The organism is Paenibacillus sp. J31R98 (assembly GCF_056269245.1).
In genome coordinates this window covers 80,528-98,631 of the sequence record NZ_JBWDNO010000011.1, presented here as the reverse complement: position 1 = coordinate 98,631, position 18,104 = coordinate 80,528, and the positions used below count along the sequence as shown (strand labels likewise).

The window sequence follows — 18,104 nt, the reverse complement described above, 5'->3', positions numbered from 1 at the left end:
CGAAAGGTAGGAATCCACTTACTATGACTACAGAAGCAACAAGCTATAAAGGATTACAGTCCGTCATTTGGGCGGGCGAGCAACTGGATCTTCTCGATCAGCGCCTGCTGCCGGAAGAGATTGTCTATCTTCCGCTTGTGAACACTCAAGATGTATGGGAAGCGATTCGCCATCTGAAAGTACGCGGGGCTCCGGCAATCGGCATCGCTGCCGCATACGGAGTCGTGCTTGGCAGCCGCAATGCCGATGAGGCTGGCGCATGGCTGGCAGCGGTTAAAGCAGCTGCTGCCCATCTTGCAACTTCCCGCCCAACAGCGGTGAACCTGTTCTGGGCGCTTGATCGGATGACCGCGCGTGCGGATGCACTTGCGACAAACGGAAGCGACCTCGCTGCATGCAAGGAAGCGCTCCTGCAAGAAGCCATTACGATTCAGAGCGAAGACGAAGAAACGAACCGCCTTATTGGCGAGCATGCGCTCACGCTGTTCCAGGACGGCATGGGCGTCCTGACGCACTGCAACGCCGGCGGTCTCGCAACCGCCAAATACGGCACGGCGCTCGCTCCTTTCTATCTCGCACTTGAGCAAGGCATCAAGCTGCGCGTCTATGCGGATGAGACTCGTCCGGTGCTGCAAGGCGCTCGCTTGACGGCTTTCGAGCTGCAGCAAGCAGGCGTTGACGTCACGCTCATCTGCGACAACATGGCCGGCATGGTCATGAGCAAAGGCTGGGTTGATGCCGTTATCGTCGGCACTGACCGCGTTGCCGCAAACGGCGACGTTGCGAATAAGATCGGCACATACAGCGTTGCTGTGCTTGCCAAAGCGCATGGCATTCCATTCTATGTCGCTAGTCCGCTCTCGACGATCGATCTGAACACGCCATCTGGCGCGGAGATTCCGATTGAAGAACGCAATGCGGAAGAAATTACGGAAGGCTTCGGCAAACGGACAGCGCCAGTCGGCGTCAAAGTGTTCAATCCGGCATTCGACGTCACGCCGAATGAGTATGTAACGGCAATTATTACGGAGAAAGGCATTGTGAAGCCTCCGTACGACGTGAACCTCAAGAAACTGTTTGACAACTAATTACATCCGAATAATAAATAAGGGTCGCCTAGCTGCAGCTTTCGTTGCTGCCTGAGGCGGCCCTTTCCTTTTTATTTTATCTAACCTTCTATACCATTAACAGCAGCGCGTCCGCACCTGTCATGCCAGGCTTTATGCCAAGCGCCTCCGCTGCACTTGTCACCGACTCAAGCGGCGCTGCCATCAGCTCATCCAGCGTTTTGACACCGACTGCACGCCCTGCAATGATGCCTCTATCCTTCAACCGTTCATTCAGAAGTGAAACATCGAGAGCACCGCACATAATGTAGCCCTTATCCGTCGTCACCGCAAGCAAGGTCGTTTTGGGCAGAAGAACTTCTACGCCAAGAACCGTTGTATTGTCAGCGAGCACAATTGGAACCATCCGCATCAAACGAAAAACACCTCCTTCTACCCGCCAGCCGCCACTTTCGGCTCATCGCTCGCATTTTCATTCCACTATATGCGCGCGTCTGCTGGTGAGTGTTGGCATTAGCCTGACCAACGCGCCTGCTTTTGCAGCAAAAAATCAATTTGGGACACTACAATATTTGAAGCGATAGTGATATAGTTAGAATACTTTATGACGTCATGGAGTGGCACAATGAATCAATCAGATAAACTTCACAAACAAACATCCGCTCATTTATTCAATGTTGACATTCTCGTGCAGGGTGACAGTAACGCAATTGCGATGGAGAGGCTTCTGCATGCGCTAAACCAAGCTGGATTTGCGGATTTTCGAATAAAATCCGGTATTGAGCTAGGCCGTCTAATCGAGACGCTTGAAGCAACCTCCTCGAGTAAGCAGAAGGAGACTAAAGCCTCGAAAGCAAGCCAGAAAGCTGAAGCTGCCTCAGCAGCACCTGACTCCAACTTGTCTTTTAGTACGGAACGGATCAAAGCTTGTATCGCGGAGAACCGCTTAATCCGACTAACGGTGAACAAAGGCTTCGGCAAGAAGCTAAGCATGCCTTGCCGCATCATTAATCTTGATGATGCTTCCCAGACGATAACCGTTTACCATGTCGATGAGAAACAAGTCTATACGTTCACGCTTTTCGAAATCGATGAGTTTGTATAGCACGCCATGAAGCCAATGACTTCGCTTAAATAAGCGAGCTTGGCTTTTTCTTTTGCCTAGCGGCGGGGACTTTCGACATAGGTATTGATTATCATGTCGTCTGCTGTCAAAATGGTGGAAGAGTTTAGGTGTAATTTCATTTTTCGTTTGGTTCACTTTCATTTGGCGATCAAAGGAGACTTCTTCTACTATGCGTTCTTTTTCCGTCCGTTCTCAAATCATTCTGCTCATCGCGGTAATCCTGCTCGCGCCAATAACCGGCATAGGCCTCTACTACTATCATTCCATCACATCGAAGCTTGAGGTCATGGACCGCGGCGCAACCGACGAATCAGCCGCATCCGTTGAAGGAATGCTCACGATTCTATCTTCTCACGTTATGGATGTAACCGTTACCAATTCCCACTGGGGCGATTTCCGCACTGCCTTCCTCACCCACGATCTGGAATGGATTACGGACAATGTGTCCGGAGCGGTCGATATCATTCCGAATGTGGATTTCACCGTTACGGCTGACTATGACGGCAACGTCGTACAGCAGAGCGGCGACATCGCGGATTTCAAAGTCCCGAGTATCAGCAAGCTCGGCATCGTGCAGAAAGCAAAGGCAGACGGCGATTTCTCCGGACTGCTTGTGACGAACAAAGGCATCGCGTTCATTGCTGCTTCAAAAATAACCGACGAAGAGAACAAACTCTCGTCTCCAGGCGTGCTTATCTTCGGTCGCCTTCTTGATGCAAATGCGCTGGCGGTCATTGCGCACACCGTAGGTGTCGACGTATCGTTCTACTCGAAGCTTGGCAATGCCGGTTGGATTGATTCGGGCAAGGCAGGAACCAAAGAAGCTGCTGCCGCAGAACATCTCTTTGATAAGCAGATGAGCTCGGCTTCGCCTGAGCAACCCATCATCTCCGAGCTGGAGCAGAACGGCCACTCTTACAGTGTCAAAATGATGCCGGTAAATGATTATGCAGGCAAGCCGATCGGTGTCTTATCCGTTGCCAGAGAGCTGCGCGTTAGCACAGAGGTTGCATCAGGCTTAAGAAAACTAAGTCTGCAAGCAGGCGCTGCCGCCCTCATTCTGATCGCGATTATCGGACTCTTCATCGAAGGCCGCATTATTTCGCCGCTCAAACGGATCCATACCTACTTGAAGCAAGTTGCCGAAGGTAGATTATCGGCTCAAGCTCCCGCGGGCGAATTGAAACGCCGTGATGAAATTGGATTTATAACCGGAACGCTGCAAACGACAGTGTCCGATCTGCACGGCATTGTGCGCGGCATCGAGACAACATCCTCTTCCGCTTCCTCGACAGCAACGGTGCTCTCGGGCGAAACCGAAGAAACAACGACAGGCATTGGACAAATCGTGGATCATATGCACATGTTGACCGAAGGCGCTGAAGCTCAGCTCGCAGGCGCAGCAAGCGGCACGATAGCGATGACCAGCATCGCGGATGGCATTCATCAAATTTATGAGCGTACGATCTCCGTTGCGCATAATGCGACGGAATCAACCGGGTTCGCCGAAGATGGCCGCACGAACATCCACAAGGCTGTCGTGCAAATGAACCAAGCGAGCAGTTCCGTTCAGCAGGTCGTGAATGATATGCAGCGGCTTGAGCAGCACTCGGAATCCATCGTAGAAATCGCCGAATGGATTGGCAAGATCGCATCGCAGACGAACATTCTCGCATTGAATGCGAACATCGAAGCATCGCGAGCTGGCGAACATGGGAAAGGCTTTGCGGTTGTTGCGGATGAAGTGCGTAAGCTCGCGATGCAGGCAGGTGAAGCAGCCGGTCAGGTGCAAGAGCGAGTGACGACGATTCGCGAGCAGATCGAAGAAGCTGTCTCTCATATCAGGCAGGGACATATCGAGGTTAGTGAAGGCACGCAGCTCGTGCAGACCGCTGAGCACTCCTTCTCTCGCATCGCCGATTCGATCACATCCATGAACGTGAAGCTGCAGGAAGTAGCGGCGGCTACAGAGGAGATGACTGCCGGCAGCCAAGAGATGGCGGCGATGGTCGAGCAGACAGAAACAGTGTCGCGCAATGCAGCGCAATTAACAAAAGAGGTGACCAGCATCTCGGAAGCTAGAGCAGCCTCCGTGAGCCGAATCACCTCTGTCATGAGTGAATTGAACGAGCAGATTCAGGAGCTGGGCAGCAGCGTAGCCCGTTATTCCTGATTGCTCTTCGCCTTCCAGATTGCATAAGCAGCCATTGCCCACGCCACAATAAAGGCAAGACCTCCAAACGGTGTAATGATTCCCAGCGGCTTAATGCCAGACAAGCTAAGCGCATACAAGCTGCCCGAGAACAAGAAGATGCCGAGATGCATCAGCCGGGCAGCCCAGCGAATGCCTCTCTGTTGGCCGATCCGATCAGAAGCAAGCGCGATAAGCAGAAGTCCAATGCCGTGGTACATATGATAGCGCACGCCTGTTTCAAATACATTCAGCATTTCGGCTGTTAGCCGATCCTTCAAGCCGTGTGCCGCGAATGCGCCGAGCACGACAGCAACAAGGGCGTGGATGGCTCCATAAGCGCCATATTTATTAAACATGCAGTTCTCCTTCCTTTCCGTATCCTATGATCTCTAAGTATGGTTGAAACAATAGCTAACGATTGATAACGTGGATAAAGGAGATATCTCTCAATGAGTGAACATGATAATGGACAGCCGTATACGCCAGATCCATTCAATCCGGTAACGCCTGAGGTTGCAGCCGAGCCGGTCAAAACCCAATCCAAGCTTGGCATCGCGTCATTTATTCTTGGACTCATCAGCATTATCGGCTTCATCGTCGCCATCCTAGTTATAACATCATTTATTATGAACCACAACTTTCCTGACATCAACACTTTCAAGGATAGAATTGAAGCGCAAGAAGAAGATTTCGCGGAATTCGCGCCAGTTATTATGGGCGGACTTATGGTCATCCTGTCGGGTATCGTCGGACTCGTCGGACTTATTCTCGGCATTGTCGGTGTCGCATCGAAGAACAAGAAGAAGGCGTTCTCCATTCTTGGAATCATACTGAATGCGATCTTGCCGGTTGGCCTTATCGGCCTGTTCTTCATCGGGATCCTGCTGGGCGGTTCGCAATAATTAAGAAAAGTGCCTAGAAGTCACGAAACTTCTAGGCACATAGACTGTCGAGATTGTGTACTCAGCTTTCGCCAAGCAGTCGATATCAGTTGCTTCCCAGTCTGAGAGTTCCAATTTCACACTCTCAGAACAGCAATCGGCCGATTTCCTTGCTGAGCGTTCGATTTTTGCACTCTCAGCTTCGCACGCTGCCGATATCTGGAGCATCCTTATCTCTGAAAACCTGATAGTGAAATATACAAAAAAGCGCAACCCACCGTTCTAGAATGAACGTGGGTTGCGCTAAACTCTGAGTGCCTAGAAGTCACGAAACTTCTAGGCATTTTTTTGTTTGGGTACTACAATCTATTCGCCCTGCGCGTCAAACGGAGGCGGCTCGTAGCCAGCGCCATACGGAGCGTCCGGGCGATGGAATTCGCCCATCAGCGCACGGCGCAAAGGCGTCGTCCGGTCGAGGAACGCTTGCGAGTTCTGCAGCCGATCCGACGGCGTCAACCAAGGCGGACTGTAAATATAGTGCATCGTGTAGCGGTCATAGTCTCCGTCATGCGCATAAGTCCGGTGCCATACCGCGTTGTGGAACAGCAGGACGTCGCCGGCTTTGGCACAGATGACATGGCCGATGGAGATATCGCCCTTCTCCTTGCGAATCGAATCCGGCATTGGCACCTGCGCGCGGTGGCTGCCGGGGATCAGCTCCATATTGCCCATTCTCGGCTTCGTCTGATCAGTCAGCAAGAACGACGCCCGAAGCTGAAGTAGCGGGATCTGTAAGCTCAGCTTCTTGAAGTCATATGCGCCGGAGCCGTCTTGATGCCAGCCGCCAACGCTGCCAAATGCAGGTTGCTTCGTATTCCAGCCGGATTGCATAATGAATCGGTCGCCATACAGCCCTCTCACTTTCGGCAGCACAGCTGGATGATCCATCAGCTTCTCCAGCGCGAGCTCTGTTTCATAACCTCGGCCGACTTGCCCGAACCCATCTGTTCCAGCCGCATCGTGAATGCGTTTGGAAGCTTCGAGACATGCCTGCACTTCTTCTGGACTAAGTACGTCAGGGATAACGAGATATCCCCATGATTCAAAAATAAATCGATCAGTGTCTGTAAGCGCTCCTGGTGCAACTACCGGGTTAAGCATTGAAGCATCTCTCCTAACTCTGGTTAATTACGGGCGTCTGCATACTTGTACTATAGGATATGTCGTCATAGTACTGCGAATAACGATTTTCTGTCAATGACTGGTTTTGTCGAAGAATCTAGCGGCGTTAATGGTTTGCGCGCAGTGACAACGGCCCCGTTGACAGGCTTGGCACGAGATGCGGCTGCATAATGATTTTGCGGTACTTTGTTTCGCTCGGTGAATTGCCGTTCTGCTGCAGCAAATCCAGCAGCTGCAAGGCTGCAGTTCGACCTACTTCATCCTCGTGCTGGTCGATATAGGTGAAGAAGTTAAACTCCTTGCTCGGCGATATGCTGTCAAATGTGACGATCGACAGATCCTTCGGCACTTCCAGCCCGAGGAAGCGAACAATCTTGTACAAATGAATGGCCATATAGCCGTTTAAGGCGATATAGGCTGTGGCAAGTCCGTTCTTCACATATCGGAACAGCGGATGCTGCTGGTCGAGTTCTCCCTCACCATGATTGATGTGGAACTCGGTCAGCATAAGAGCTGGATTAATCATCTCGCCCCGCTCCTTGAGCGCTCGCATATAACCGGAAATCCGCTGCTCGATTGTTGTCGTTGAGAGCGGCACATCCGAGCAGATGGCGATGTCGCGATGCCCAAGCTCATAGAGATGATTAACCGCCAGACGCGATGCCTCCACGCCGTCTGAGCCGATAAAATGCGTATCAATGCCGGACAAGTACCGATCAATAATGACGAATGGATACCGATCCAGCTTCAGGCGAAGAATCTCTTCGTTGTACGTCTCCGCATCAACTGGGAAAATGATAAGGCCTGCGGCGCCTATGCTGAGCAGCTCGCGAATGGCTGCAGCTTCACGCTCTGTTGAATTCTCCGAGAACATCAATACGAGGTCGTATCCTGTTTGCGTTAACGCCTTCCTGATGCCATTATTAAGCCGAATGGAGAAGAAATCACTTAAGTTCGGCATAATTAAGCCGATCATTCGGCGAGATTCCGTTTGCTGTGCGCTTGCTTGTTCCGACGAACCGCCGTTGCTTGCTCTCACGCGCGCAAGCGGATTCTTCATCTCGTTCACGTAACTGCCCTTTCCTTGAATCCGGTGCAGCCAGCCTTCCTTCGAAAGTCCTGTTAGCGCATTCGAAACCGTAATCCGGCTTACATCGAACTTCTCCATCAATTCCTTCTCGGTGGGGATCTTGTCTCCGCTCTTCCAGTAACCAGCTGTAATCTGATTGCGAATATATTCCTGGATGACTTGGTAGATTGGTATTCGTCCGTCCTGCATATGACCCCTCCGACGATTACTAGCAATATTTGTATAGTTGTATTATAACGAATATAACATTTTGATCAAGCGTAAAGTGGACAGATCGCCGGTACTAGGGAAAGTTAGTACTATGTTTTGCCAGTACGTTGACTATACTTGAGGTAAGAAGCAAGAAAGAGGTGCCGCACATGAGTAGAAAGTGGCTGCAGCAAGAAGGACAATCATGGACGCAGAAAGGCATTATTACAACAGAGCAATATCAGCGCATCTTGGCGCTTTACCCTGAGCAGAATCGCGCGATCGGCATCATTCCGCTGCTGGGCAGCATTCTTGTCGGACTCGGAATCCTTAGCTTTGTCGCTGCGAACTGGCAGCAGATTCCGCAGCTTATCCGGCTTCTCATCATTGCGGTTACGATGATCGGCTTCTATACATCAGGCGAAGCATTCCGCAGAAAAGGCCATGACAAGCTTGGCGTCGCGCTAATTGGGCTCGGCTTGCTGACCTTCGGTGCAGGCATCGTGCTCATCGGTCAAATGTTCCATTTGCAAGCCTACGACGTGACGTCATTCATCGTATGGGGAACAGCCGGTCTTCTGTTAACTTGGCTGATCAAGAGCCGCTACCTGTTTATTATCACCCTACTTATATTCACTTGCTTGCAATGGTACAACGCTACGGAATTCAGTCAGTTCAGCTTTGTTGCTTTTGTAATCATGATTGCAGGGCTCGGCTATTACTGGATGAGAAACCCGAATACGCTGCTCGCGTGGTTGCTCGCCGCAAGCTTCACGATTCAGAGCTTAATGCTCGTCACCGTGCATGACTGGGCATTCTCCTGGTTCTTCATTCCGGTCTGGCTGCTATATACCGCGATGGACTGGACCAAAGAACGCAAATCGGTCTATCCGTTCCAAGCGATCCCACTCGTCGCCGCTTTCGTACACAATCTGTTTATCGTCCTGTTCTGGAATGATTCGAACGACTCCTCGTTCTTGAAAGACTTGGCCGCGCAGCCCGTTTGGTATGTGCTCGCACTCGTTCTTCTCTGCGGGTTGTCGCTTGCAGGCAAGTATCGCAGCGGCCGGCTCTCTTCGGGAGTTGACTGGATTCTGGCACTGCCGTTCTTCTACCTGGCTCATGGCGCGGATGGAGCTTACCTGATTACGCTGTTCCTCTTCTCCCTCTACCTTCTCTGGAGAGGTTATGCGGAAGAATGGGCGGTCAAAATCAACCTCGGCACGCTGTTGTTCCTCACCAGTACGATGGCGGCTTACGGCAAGCTGGCGTGGGATTTCATGGACAAATCGATCTTTTTCATCATTGGCGGCATCCTGCTGCTTGTGCTCAGCTGGTTCTTGAACCGGCGGAAGAAACAATTTCTGAACGAGTTGCATGAAGAGGAGGAGCATCGTCATGACGACAAATAACCATCGCTTGCGGCGCGGCAGCTTCTGGCTCATCGTGCTCGTGGCGTTGCAGCTGCTCTTCCTCACCGGCATCACGATCTTCCATTATTCAGCGCTCTGGGTAGGCAAAGAGATCCGGCTGCAGACTGCTCCGGTCGATCCGAGAGACCAGCTCTACGGAGATTACGTCCAGCTCAATTACAAGATCAACAATGCGGATTGGTCCAAATGGAAGGCTAATGGCAAGAAGGCGGAGCGCGGTGATACGGTGTATGTGCTTTTGCAGGAAACAGGTGCTGGCGGGTCATACGAGATGGAGGGCATCTATCGCAGCAAACCCTCTCACGGCGCTGATGAAGCGGTATTGAAAGGCCGTGTGCAGTATGTCACCGACGAGACCATTCGTATTCATTACGGGCTCGAGCAATATTATGTAGCGGAGAATACGGGCAAATCGCTGGAGGAGCGTGCGCGTTCAGGCGACCTCATCGTCGATGTGAAAGTCGCCCCTTGGGGAAGCACCATTATAGAAAGGATTGAATAGTTTGCCAGATTGCTAGAAGTTCCGCGCTTTTTCTTTCACATAACCGTCCGAGACTTGAATAGAATGAATAACAACAAGCTTAAACGGTATGAGGAGGTGCTGGAGGCATGGCAGATAAGAATGGAACGCTTTTCACCGTGTCGCGTGAAGACTGGTCGCTTCATCGCAAAGGGCATCAGGATCAGGCAAGACATCAACAGAAGGTCCGCGAGGCGATCAAACAGAACTTGCCCGATCTTGTATCGGAAGAGAACATTGTCATGTCCGACGGGAAGCATGTCATAAAAGTACCGATTCGCAGTCTAGATGAATACCGCTTCGTCTATAATTTCAACAAAAACAAGCATGTCGGCCAAGGCGACGGCGACAGCCAAGTCGGCGACGTGCTCGGCGTCGACCCCGCATCCGCCCAGAAAGGCGGCAAGGGCGAGAATGCCGGCGATCAGCCAGGCGAGGACATTGTCGAAGCAGAGATCAGCTTGGCGGAACTTGAGACGATGCTGTTCGAGGAGCTGGAGCTGCCGTTCCTGAAGCAGAAGGATCGCGATCAGCTGGAGACGAAAGAAATTCGGTTTAACGATATACGGAAGAAAGGGATCATGTCCAACATCGATAAGAAACGGACGATCCTCGAGAACCTGAAGCGCAACGCAACACATGGCACTCCTGGTATCCATGGCATTTCTCCAGATGATCTGCGGTACAAAACGTGGGAGGAAATCATAAAGCCGCAGTCCAATGCCGTCATTCTGGCCATGATGGACACGAGCGGATCGATGGGATCCTTCGAGAAATATGTGGCGCGCAGCTTCTTCTTCTGGATGACCCGCTTCCTGCGGCATCAGTATGAGAATGTAGAAATCGTGTTTATCGCGCATCACACCGAGGCGAAGGAAGTGACCGAGGAGGAGTTCTTCACTCGCGGCGAGAGCGGCGGTACGATCTGTTCGTCAGCGTATATTAAGGCGATCGATATTATCGACAACCGGTTCCCTCCGTCGGTGTACAACATCTATCCGTTCCATTTCTCCGACGGCGACAACCTGACGAGCGACAACGAGCGGTGCGTGAAGCTGATCGGCGAGCTGCTCAAGCGTGCGAACCTGTTCGGCTACGGCGAGGTGAACCAATACAATCGCTCCAGCACGCTCATGTCGGCCTACAAGCACATTAACCTGCCGAACTTCATGCACTACGTCATCCGCGAGAAAGGCGAAGTGTACAACGCGCTGAAGTCGTTCTTCCGTAAGCGGGAGTTGGTTGTTTGAGTGAATAATCGGGGACTTCGTCCTACGCATGAAAACCTCCCTTCCACTTCTGTGGTGAGGAGGTTTTTTTGTGTCCGGTCTCTAACGAATCCTAGCGTCGCTATCTGGTCAAAATCAGACGTTTCGCATTGCTGACCGGATTATCTGGGGCGAATAAGCGCTATACGATTCGTTAGAGGTTTTAAACACGCTCCGCCTTCCGCATTCGCCCAGCCGAACTGCGGCTAAACAACATAAACATCAGCACCCCTGCGAAGCCGAAAATCGCCGAAGCATATAGAATATCCGCAATCGGGATGACCTCCGACAACGTCGTGCTGAGCAGCGGACCGATCGTGCCGCGGATGCCGAATAACATGAGATGCAGCCCGAATATGATGACTTCGCGTCCAGGAGCAAGGCGCAGCATATAAGCGAGGAAGCCGATGTCCCAGATCGCGTCGCCCATTCCTTGCAAACCGCTGCCGATAAGCACCGCCGGATAATTACCGAGGAATGCATAGAGCAGCGGGACGGTTGCGAACGTAGCAAACCCGTACACGACCGTGTGCTTGGCGGACAGTTTATCTATGACACTCCCGACAATTAAATAGGAGAAGAGCAAGCACGAGAAGTAAGCAATCCGCGCGAAGCCGATCTCGGTATTCGTCAGCTCAAGTCGATTAACTTGGAAAATCTGATAAAGTGGGTTCGCAAGAAGATTGCCGAAGCCACTGAACATACAAGCAAGGAAGAAGATGCCGATCTCCGGATTCTGCTTAATAAGCTGCAGCTGCTCGCGGAGCGATGCCCGTTTCTTAGCTTGTCCCACACTCGGTGGAACCTTGCGCGCTTTGACCTGATTAAAGACCAGAATCGAGATAACGCCCGTCACGGAAGCGAACAGCAGCGGACCGGACGGACCGGATACATCCGTCCACTTGCCAATGAAGAACGCGGTCGGAATCATAACCAAGCCCATCGCGACCCGAGTATTCCCCATCAGCTTCCCGCGATGCTCAGGCGGGTACATGCGCACGACAAGCGAGGCGTAGGCCGGTGCTTGAATGCCCATTAGCATGTGGAACATGAGTGCGACACATACATAAACAAGCGGAACGCCGAAGAATGCAGGCAGCAGAATGAGTGCTCTGGCGATAAAGTTCGGCACGATGATAAACGGCTTCGGAGAATGCGAGCGTTCAATCCAGCCCGCCCATATCGGGGAGAACAGTAAACCGATTGCCGGTGCAGCTGATAATAGGCCAACCTGAATGTTGGACGCTCCTTGCTGGATCGCCATCGGAATATAGAACTGGTTGAAGACGACGTTGAAGAAGCTAAATAACAAGGAAGCGGTTACATCAAAGCTGAAATTATGCCACGCTCTTGGCCCGAGCTGCAAACGAAGCGATGAGACCATCGCTCGAATACTGTTCATAGTGGAATCGTTACCCTTCATAAAAAATTCATAGATTAATAGTAGTATACACTTATACTGGGCCTTTGTGTGCATTTACCATTTTGACAAACTATCTAGCACAGGTCCATAATGTACGATGAGAGTTTATAATGGAACGATCGTACATTAATTTCGTAGGAGGATTTCGTCATGCCGATTAGGCAACTTAAACGGCTGCTGCAGATGAGGCCGTTTCTTTTTTTCACACTCATTCTCGTTGTCAAAAGCATGCTCGCCTACCTCGTCATCTTTGACGGTGGCCTATCCTGGACATTGTTCATTACGGAGCTCCCATTCTTCTGGCTCCTCTTCTGTTTAATTGAATGGTTCGCTACCAAACGCAAGCTCGCCTTATACGTGACAGTCAATTTATTCGTGACGGCCATATTATTCGCGGTCATCATGTACTATAAATATTTCGGCATTATCGTAACTTACCATGCGCTCGAGCAAGCGAATCAGGTAACAGCGGTCAAGAGCAGCGTCTTCTCGCTTCTCGACCCTTATTATTTGTTTATTTTCCTCGATATTATCGTCTTTATCGTTCTGCTTCTTCGTAAGTCGAAGCTGCAAGATTGGAAGAAATTCAGCCAAGCTCCGCTGAACAAAGCGGTCGTTTCTCTTGTGTTTATATGCTCGCTTGCGCTGTGCTTGTTCAACATTCTGCCTAACCGTGCCAGTATGAACGAATTGGTAAAAGCCGAAGATATGGGCATTCTCAATTATGAACTCTACACGATCTTTGCCGATTCCAAAATGCCGGAAATTCCGCTGGCCGATATTACGCAGCAAACGATCGACCAAGAGAAAGGCATTACGGAGCCTCAAGCGCCGAAGTACTGGAAGAGCGCTGCTGGCAAAAACCTGATCATCGTTCAGATGGAGGCTTTCCAGAACTTCCTGATCGACCTGAAGATCGATGGTCAAGAGATTACGCCGAATATGAACAAGTTGGCGCATGAGCACCTGTACTTCCCCAACTTCTATCAGCAAGTCGGACAAGGCAATACATCTGATGCTGAATTCGTCGTCAATACGTCGTTTTACACACCGCCAACCGGCGCCGCTACAATGATGTACAGCGATCGTAAGCTTCCTAGCCTGCCGCGTCTGGCTGAGGAACACGGGTATCAAACCGCAACATTCCATACGAATGTCGTTGACTTCTGGAATCGCAAAGAGTTGTACAAAGCATTAGGATGGGGCAAATATTACGATCAATCCTTCTTTGGCACAGACGATATGGTATTCTTCGGTCCTTCCGATGAAGTGCTGTACAAGAAGACTGCAGAGCAGCTGGATACGATGCAGAAGTCGGGCAAGCCGTTCTATACACAGTTAATAACGATGTCGTCGCATCACCCTTTCACCATTCCAAAGGGGAAATTCAAGCTTGAGCTGCCTGACCGTTATGACGGCACTTTCGTCGGTGATTATATTCGGGCACAGAACTACGCCGATTATTCACTTGGCTTGTTCATTGATGATTTGAAGAAGCGCGGATTGTGGGACAACAGCATCTTCGTCATCTACGGCGACCATCTCGGTCTACCGATTTACTCGCTTGATAATGATGATAAAGCGCTTATGCATGAAATTTATGGTCGTGATTATGGAATCACGGATATGATTAACATTCCGCTCATTATTTCAAGCCCAGGCATCGACCAGCCGCATCAAGTGCTACCTCAGCTTGGAGCGCAATCCGATATAATGCCGACCGTCTCGAATCTGCTTGGCTTCTCTTTAGCCGATCATATTCACTTCGGACAAGACTTGCTTAATCAGACTTCGAATATCTTGCCAGAACGCTATTATTTACCGTCTGGCTCGCTTATCACGGATCATGAACTGTTCATCCCAGGCACAGCCTATAAAGATGGCACGCATCACCCGCTGAAAGGCACAGTACAGCCGAACTCCAGCACCTCAGAGGACCAGTACAACCGCGCACTCAAGCTGCTCCAGCTCTCGGACAGTTATGTGAGCCAGCTGCCGCCGGTTGACCAGCCTTAGCTAAAAGAACAGCACCGCCTATTGAGGCGGTGCTGTTTTTGCGTTTGATATCAACTATAGAGTCCATAACGAATTTCGCAAACGGTGCCTTTTCCGGTTTTGCTGTTGAATACGATATGGCCGCCCATCACTTTCACAAGGCTGACGACAACCATGAGACCGAGGCCTGTTCCTTTCTCCTTCGTCGTGAAGAACGGCATGCCGATGCGCTTCAGCTGCAGCTTGTTCATGCCAATACCGGTATCCGCAATCTGGATATACACGTTTGACTGTTCAACGCGTGTCGTGATGGTGAGCACACCGCCCCCAGGCATCGCCTCAATCGCGTTCTTAATCAAGTTGAGCAAGCACTGCTGGAACTTCTTCGGCTCCCCCATAATGTAGAAGCTTGACTCCTGCTCATGGATAATCTTGATTTCGATACTCGACATGACAGACAACGGCGAAATCCATGGGATGAGCGCATTAATCTCTGCTTTCACATCAATCGGGCGAGCATCCTCAATTGACGGCTTTGCATAGTTCAAATAGTCGGTAATAATCGAATTCGCATGCTCAATGCCATCAATCGCATGCATCCGATAGCGCTCCATTGTCTCCTGGTCAATACTCGGCCTACCCATCATCTGTAGAAACCCTCGCGTCGTCGTTAACGGATTGCGGATTTCATGCGAGATGGAAGCGGCGAGCTGGCCGATCATATGATATTTCTCAGCATTGTACAGCTCCTCCTGCATCCGTTCGTGATTCCTCACTTGGTAGTATGCGAAGAAGACGAGCGCAGTCGACAAGAACGTCCCCGCCAATATCACAGCAAGAGAATTAAAATCAACCTCATACCCGCGCATATAGTAGATGCCGATATACACAGCTTCGTAGATGGAGATGAGCAGAAGCGACTTATACATGAGCTGGCTTAGCTCACAGGTGCGGAGCCACCTATGATGAAACAGGATACCGAGCAGCAACAGCAGGGATGTGCTTACAACCGTCGCAACGAGCTCCGTCCCTACAATCCAATACCCGCAAGCGAGGAAAGCAGCCCAGGCAACCAAAGCTGCCAGCCATCCTTCAAACATCGAGCTAAGTGCAGTCAGAATCGGAATCAGGAACAGAGCGAACACGAGCGGATCGGACGGCTCCATCAACATATAACAGATACTTAGCAGTACGAATATTCCAATGAACAGCAGGCCTCTCTGCTTCACCGTAACCATCGCTCTAGGCTTTACAATGAGGATCAGCATACATGCTGTCAGAATGTAAAGCAAACCACGAAATTCATGCATCAAGATGGAAAGCATAGTAGCTGTGATCGACTCCCCAGATTAGAAATTGGTTCTAAATAGGTAAATATATCTATTTTTACCTCTAACTATATCACAATGCCCACCACAAACTACCAGTAATTTTTGTATCATTCGACAGTTACAGCTTTGCCCAGCTCTCATACAGCTCGTTCAACTGTTGCTGCAGTCCCTCTCTATATTCCCAACGCTTCGCAAGTTCAGCCGGATCCAGCTGAAGCGCTTGCTCCATAAGCTCGGCGTCAAGCGAGGCAAGCTCCTTCTCCGCCTGCTCAATGCGAGCTTCTAATTTCGCTCCATCCGCAGGAGCAGCAGCCTTGGCCCGCTCCTTCTTGAATGAATGCGACGCGGATGATTGCGATGCCGCAGTCGGTCTTACAGCAGCAGCGACAGTAGCAGGAGCTGTGTCTTCCGCAGCCAGCAGCTCTTCACGCTTCGCAGCATAATCGTCATAGCTGCCCCGGTAAACATGAATACTGCCGCTGCGCAGCTCCCAAATTTGGCTCGCAAGCTTATTGATGAAGTAGCGGTCATGCGATATCGCGAGAATGGTGCCTGGAAAATCCTCCAGCGCCTCTTCAAGCGCTTCCCTCGCCGCAATATCCATATGGTTCGTTGGCTCATCGAGCAGGAGCAGGTTCGGCTTCCTCAGAATGAGAAGCGCGAGCCGCAGACGCGTCCACTCGCCGCCTGAGAGCTGACTTACACCCTTGAACACATCAGCACCATAGAACAGATACCGAGCCAGATGGGACCGCGCCTCGCCTTCCTCCATCGCCGCCTGCTCGCGGAAGTAAGCGAGCACGTTCTTCTTATTGTCAGCCGGATACTCTTCCTGCGCCAAGTAGCCGATCTCGACCCTCGCTCCTACTTCAATCGCGCCGCCATCGGGCAGCTCTTCGCCGGTAATCATTTTGAACAGTGTTGACTTTCCAGTGCCGTTGCGCCCGAGCAGCATAATCTTGTCGCCATACTGCAGCAGCCCGTTAGCTTCGTTCAGCAGCTCTTTAGAGCCGTAACGCTTGCTCACCTTAGTCAGCGTAACAACCCGCTTCCCTGAGCGATCCTCCGGCTTCAGCTGGAACTCGGCGCTCTTCGGATCAAGCACCGGCCGCTTCACCTTCTCCATTCGGTCCAGCGCCTTCTGCATCGAAGCCGCCCGGCGGAAGAACTTCTCGTTACCGCTATTGCGTCCCCACTCCGTCAGCTGCTTGATCGATTCTTTCATCTTCTTGATCTGCTTCTGCTGTTCTTGATATTGAGCGAACAGCTGCAGCAGCCTCGCTTCCTTCTCCAGCACATAGCCGCTGTAATTGGCATGATAGCTCTGCGCTTCGCCATCCTCCAGCTCAATGATTTTATGGACGACATTGTCGAGGAATGCCCGGTCATGCGAGACGACTAAGCATGCGCCGTCGAAGCTGTTCAGATACGACTCCAGCCAAGCGACGCTCTGCAGATCCAGATGGTTCGTCGGCTCGTCGAGCAGCAGCAGCTCCGGCTTACTGATTAGCAGTGCGGCAAGCCCGATCTTCGTCTTCTCTCCGCCTGATAACGACGCATAGTTGCGTTCATACATCGCTTTCGGAATTTGCAGACCGCTCGCCACCGTATCAATCCTTGCATCGAGCTCGTAGCCGCCTTCGGTCTGAAACCTCTCTTGCAGCTTCGCATAATCGGCGAGCAGGCGCTCAAGGCGCTGCGGATCGCCATCCTCCGAACTCGGATCAGACATCTGCTGCTCCAGCTCTGTCATACGAGCCTTGCACATAAGCAGCTCCTTGCAGCTAGATGCCAGCGCGTCGTACACCGTTCCATCGTCCCAATGAGCTGGAATCTGCGCCAAATAGCCGATTCGGAGTTCCTTTCGTATCGTCAACAGCCCAACGTCTGGCTTCGACAGCTTGGCGATCAGCGAGATGAGCGTCGACTTGCCGCTTCCATTGCGGCCGACGAGACCGATTCGTTCCTTCTCCCCAATCTCAAAAGTTACATCTTCGAGCACGAGGTTCGCCCCGTAGTATTTCTTTATATGGCCGCCATTTACAATAATCATTGTGGAAATCCTCCTAGTTAAGTCGGAAGCACCGCCACCCCACAGCCTGATCTCTCATACAGGTACGCAAAAAAGAGCCGCAGGCAAATGGCCCGCGACTCTTCGGTTCTTGATCCGATCGAGGTCTAAGGTAGGCGTCTTCGCATGAGTGGTGAAACCGTATTCGTGTTTGTGGACAGACTGATCCCGTTAGGTCCAAAAACATGCACGATGCCAGCCATCGCAATTGGAAGCTGGCTTACACGGTCGTTCACCTTCTCTGCATTCATCCTACCTTCACCTCCTTCTCAATAGATACGAGTACTTTAACATAAGCTGCAGTCGTTGCGCAACTGCGGCTCCGCCTATTTCT

16 protein-coding genes are annotated in these 18,104 nt (G+C 51.3%); 8 read left to right on the top strand and 8 right to left on the bottom strand.

Translation table 11 applies throughout. From position 1 onward, the window contains the following. Positions 1-23: 23 nt before the first annotated feature. Positions 24-1,088: an S-methyl-5-thioribose-1-phosphate isomerase gene (gene mtnA / locus AC0YNX_RS28495; RefSeq protein ID WP_475819095.1), complete on the top strand. Its 1,065-nt coding sequence runs from the start codon at positions 24-26 to the stop codon at positions 1,086-1,088. 88 nt (positions 1,089-1,176) lie between these two features. Here the strand turns inward: mtnA and AC0YNX_RS28490 are convergent, their stop codons facing one another. Continuing rightward, complete coding sequence (locus AC0YNX_RS28490) at positions 1,177-1,482, bottom strand: YunC family protein (protein ID WP_475819094.1); 306 nt, start codon at positions 1,480-1,482, stop codon at positions 1,177-1,179. Positions 1,483-1,692: 210 nt separating this feature from the next. Here AC0YNX_RS28490 and AC0YNX_RS28485 point away from each other — a divergent pair, with 210 nt between their 5' ends. Then, entirely contained in the window at positions 1,693-2,172 is a 480-nt protein-coding gene (locus AC0YNX_RS28485; RefSeq protein WP_475819093.1) for a hypothetical protein, read from the top strand. Between the two features lie 190 nt (positions 2,173-2,362). Continuing rightward, positions 2,363-4,366, top strand: a complete 2,004-nt coding sequence (locus AC0YNX_RS28480; RefSeq protein WP_475819092.1) for a methyl-accepting chemotaxis protein — start codon at positions 2,363-2,365, stop codon at positions 4,364-4,366. On the opposite strand, the gene AC0YNX_RS28475 is transcribed toward AC0YNX_RS28480, so the two are convergent. Further along, positions 4,357-4,743: a DUF423 domain-containing protein gene (locus tag AC0YNX_RS28475; RefSeq protein ID WP_475819091.1), complete on the bottom strand. Its 387-nt coding sequence runs from the start codon at positions 4,741-4,743 to the stop codon at positions 4,357-4,359. The two genes, AC0YNX_RS28480 and AC0YNX_RS28475, sit on opposite strands and share 10 nt — an antisense overlap. A gap of 93 nt (positions 4,744-4,836) precedes the next feature. On the opposite strand from AC0YNX_RS28475, the gene AC0YNX_RS28470 reads away from it, so the two are divergent. After that, positions 4,837-5,289 (top strand): hypothetical protein, encoded by a 453-nt coding sequence (locus tag AC0YNX_RS28470; RefSeq protein WP_475819090.1) that lies wholly within the window; start codon positions 4,837-4,839, stop codon positions 5,287-5,289. A 345-nt stretch (positions 5,290-5,634) separates the two neighbouring features. Here the strand turns inward: AC0YNX_RS28470 and AC0YNX_RS28465 are convergent, their stop codons facing one another. Then, positions 5,635-6,429 (bottom strand): phytanoyl-CoA dioxygenase family protein, encoded by a 795-nt coding sequence (locus tag AC0YNX_RS28465; RefSeq protein ID WP_475819089.1) that lies wholly within the window; start codon positions 6,427-6,429, stop codon positions 5,635-5,637. Between the two features lie 127 nt (positions 6,430-6,556). After that, positions 6,557-7,729, bottom strand: coding sequence for a GntR family transcriptional regulator (locus AC0YNX_RS28460; RefSeq protein WP_475819088.1), 1,173 nt, complete (start codon positions 7,727-7,729; stop codon positions 6,557-6,559). Positions 7,730-7,899: 170 nt separating this feature from the next. Here AC0YNX_RS28460 and AC0YNX_RS28455 point away from each other — a divergent pair, with 170 nt between their 5' ends. From AC0YNX_RS28455 to yhbH, 3 genes are all read left to right on the top strand, one after another. Next, entirely contained in the window at positions 7,900-9,141 is a 1,242-nt protein-coding gene (locus AC0YNX_RS28455) for a DUF2157 domain-containing protein (RefSeq protein ID WP_475819087.1), read from the top strand. Continuing rightward, complete coding sequence (locus AC0YNX_RS28450) at positions 9,128-9,664, top strand: GDYXXLXY domain-containing protein (protein WP_475819086.1); 537 nt, start codon at positions 9,128-9,130, stop codon at positions 9,662-9,664. Before AC0YNX_RS28455 ends, AC0YNX_RS28450 begins: the two co-directional genes overlap by 14 nt. A gap of 107 nt (positions 9,665-9,771) precedes the next feature. Next, positions 9,772-10,932 (top strand): sporulation protein YhbH, encoded by a 1,161-nt coding sequence (gene yhbH, locus AC0YNX_RS28445; protein WP_475819085.1) that lies wholly within the window; start codon positions 9,772-9,774, stop codon positions 10,930-10,932. Between the two features lie 181 nt (positions 10,933-11,113). Here yhbH and AC0YNX_RS28440 read toward each other — a convergent pair whose 3' ends face one another. Then, entirely contained in the window at positions 11,114-12,352 is a 1,239-nt protein-coding gene (locus tag AC0YNX_RS28440) for an MFS transporter (RefSeq protein WP_475819084.1), read from the bottom strand. A gap of 171 nt (positions 12,353-12,523) precedes the next feature. On the opposite strand from AC0YNX_RS28440, the gene AC0YNX_RS28435 reads away from it, so the two are divergent. Continuing rightward, a complete protein-coding gene (locus AC0YNX_RS28435; protein WP_475819083.1) occupies positions 12,524-14,389 on the top strand; it encodes an LTA synthase family protein in 1,866 nt (621 codons plus the stop codon). 50 nt (positions 14,390-14,439) lie between these two features. Here AC0YNX_RS28435 and AC0YNX_RS28430 read toward each other — a convergent pair whose 3' ends face one another. The 3 genes from AC0YNX_RS28430 to AC0YNX_RS28420 all read right to left on the bottom strand — a co-directional run bounded on the left by AC0YNX_RS28430 (position 14,440) and on the right by AC0YNX_RS28420 (position 18,021). Next, positions 14,440-15,678, bottom strand: a complete 1,239-nt coding sequence (locus AC0YNX_RS28430) for an ATP-binding protein (protein ID WP_475819206.1) — start codon at positions 15,676-15,678, stop codon at positions 14,440-14,442. A gap of 139 nt (positions 15,679-15,817) precedes the next feature. Beyond that, positions 15,818-17,752, bottom strand: a complete 1,935-nt coding sequence (abc-f, locus tag AC0YNX_RS28425; protein ID WP_475819082.1) for a ribosomal protection-like ABC-F family protein — start codon at positions 17,750-17,752, stop codon at positions 15,818-15,820. A 125-nt stretch (positions 17,753-17,877) separates the two neighbouring features. Next, a complete protein-coding gene (locus AC0YNX_RS28420) occupies positions 17,878-18,021 on the bottom strand; it encodes an RAxF-45 family protein (protein ID WP_475819081.1) in 144 nt (47 codons plus the stop codon). Between the last annotated feature and the right edge of the window lie 83 nt (positions 18,022-18,104).

What these genes read in the sequence shown, in the direction of transcription:
- mtnA (WP_475819095.1), top strand. Translation starts at nt 24, where the DNA reads ATGACTACAGAAGCAACAAGCTATAAAGGATTACAGTCCGTCATTTGG.
- AC0YNX_RS28485 (WP_475819093.1), top strand. Translation starts at nt 1,693, where the DNA reads ATGAATCAATCAGATAAACTTCACAAACAAACATCCGCTCATTTATTC.
- AC0YNX_RS28480 (WP_475819092.1), top strand. Translation starts at nt 2,363, where the DNA reads ATGCGTTCTTTTTCCGTCCGTTCTCAAATCATTCTGCTCATCGCGGTA.
- AC0YNX_RS28475 (WP_475819091.1), bottom strand. Translation starts at nt 4,743, where the DNA reads ATGTTTAATAAATATGGCGCTTATGGAGCCATCCACGCCCTTGTTGCT.
- AC0YNX_RS28470 (WP_475819090.1), top strand. Translation starts at nt 4,837, where the DNA reads ATGAGTGAACATGATAATGGACAGCCGTATACGCCAGATCCATTCAAT.
- AC0YNX_RS28465 (WP_475819089.1), bottom strand. Translation starts at nt 6,429, where the DNA reads ATGCTTAACCCGGTAGTTGCACCAGGAGCGCTTACAGACACTGATCGA.
- AC0YNX_RS28460 (WP_475819088.1), bottom strand. Translation starts at nt 7,729, where the DNA reads ATGCAGGACGGACGAATACCAATCTACCAAGTCATCCAGGAATATATT.
- AC0YNX_RS28455 (WP_475819087.1), top strand. Translation starts at nt 7,900, where the DNA reads ATGAGTAGAAAGTGGCTGCAGCAAGAAGGACAATCATGGACGCAGAAA.
- AC0YNX_RS28450 (WP_475819086.1), top strand. Translation starts at nt 9,128, where the DNA reads ATGACGACAAATAACCATCGCTTGCGGCGCGGCAGCTTCTGGCTCATC.
- yhbH (WP_475819085.1), top strand. Translation starts at nt 9,772, where the DNA reads ATGGCAGATAAGAATGGAACGCTTTTCACCGTGTCGCGTGAAGACTGG.
- AC0YNX_RS28440 (WP_475819084.1), bottom strand. Translation starts at nt 12,352, where the DNA reads ATGAACAGTATTCGAGCGATGGTCTCATCGCTTCGTTTGCAGCTCGGG.
- AC0YNX_RS28435 (WP_475819083.1), top strand. Translation starts at nt 12,524, where the DNA reads ATGCCGATTAGGCAACTTAAACGGCTGCTGCAGATGAGGCCGTTTCTT.
- AC0YNX_RS28430 (WP_475819206.1), bottom strand. Translation starts at nt 15,678, where the DNA reads ATGCATGAATTTCGTGGTTTGCTTTACATTCTGACAGCATGTATGCTG.
- abc-f (WP_475819082.1), bottom strand. Translation starts at nt 17,752, where the DNA reads ATGATTATTGTAAATGGCGGCCATATAAAGAAATACTACGGGGCGAAC.
- AC0YNX_RS28420 (WP_475819081.1), bottom strand. Translation starts at nt 18,021, where the DNA reads ATGAATGCAGAGAAGGTGAACGACCGTGTAAGCCAGCTTCCAATTGCG.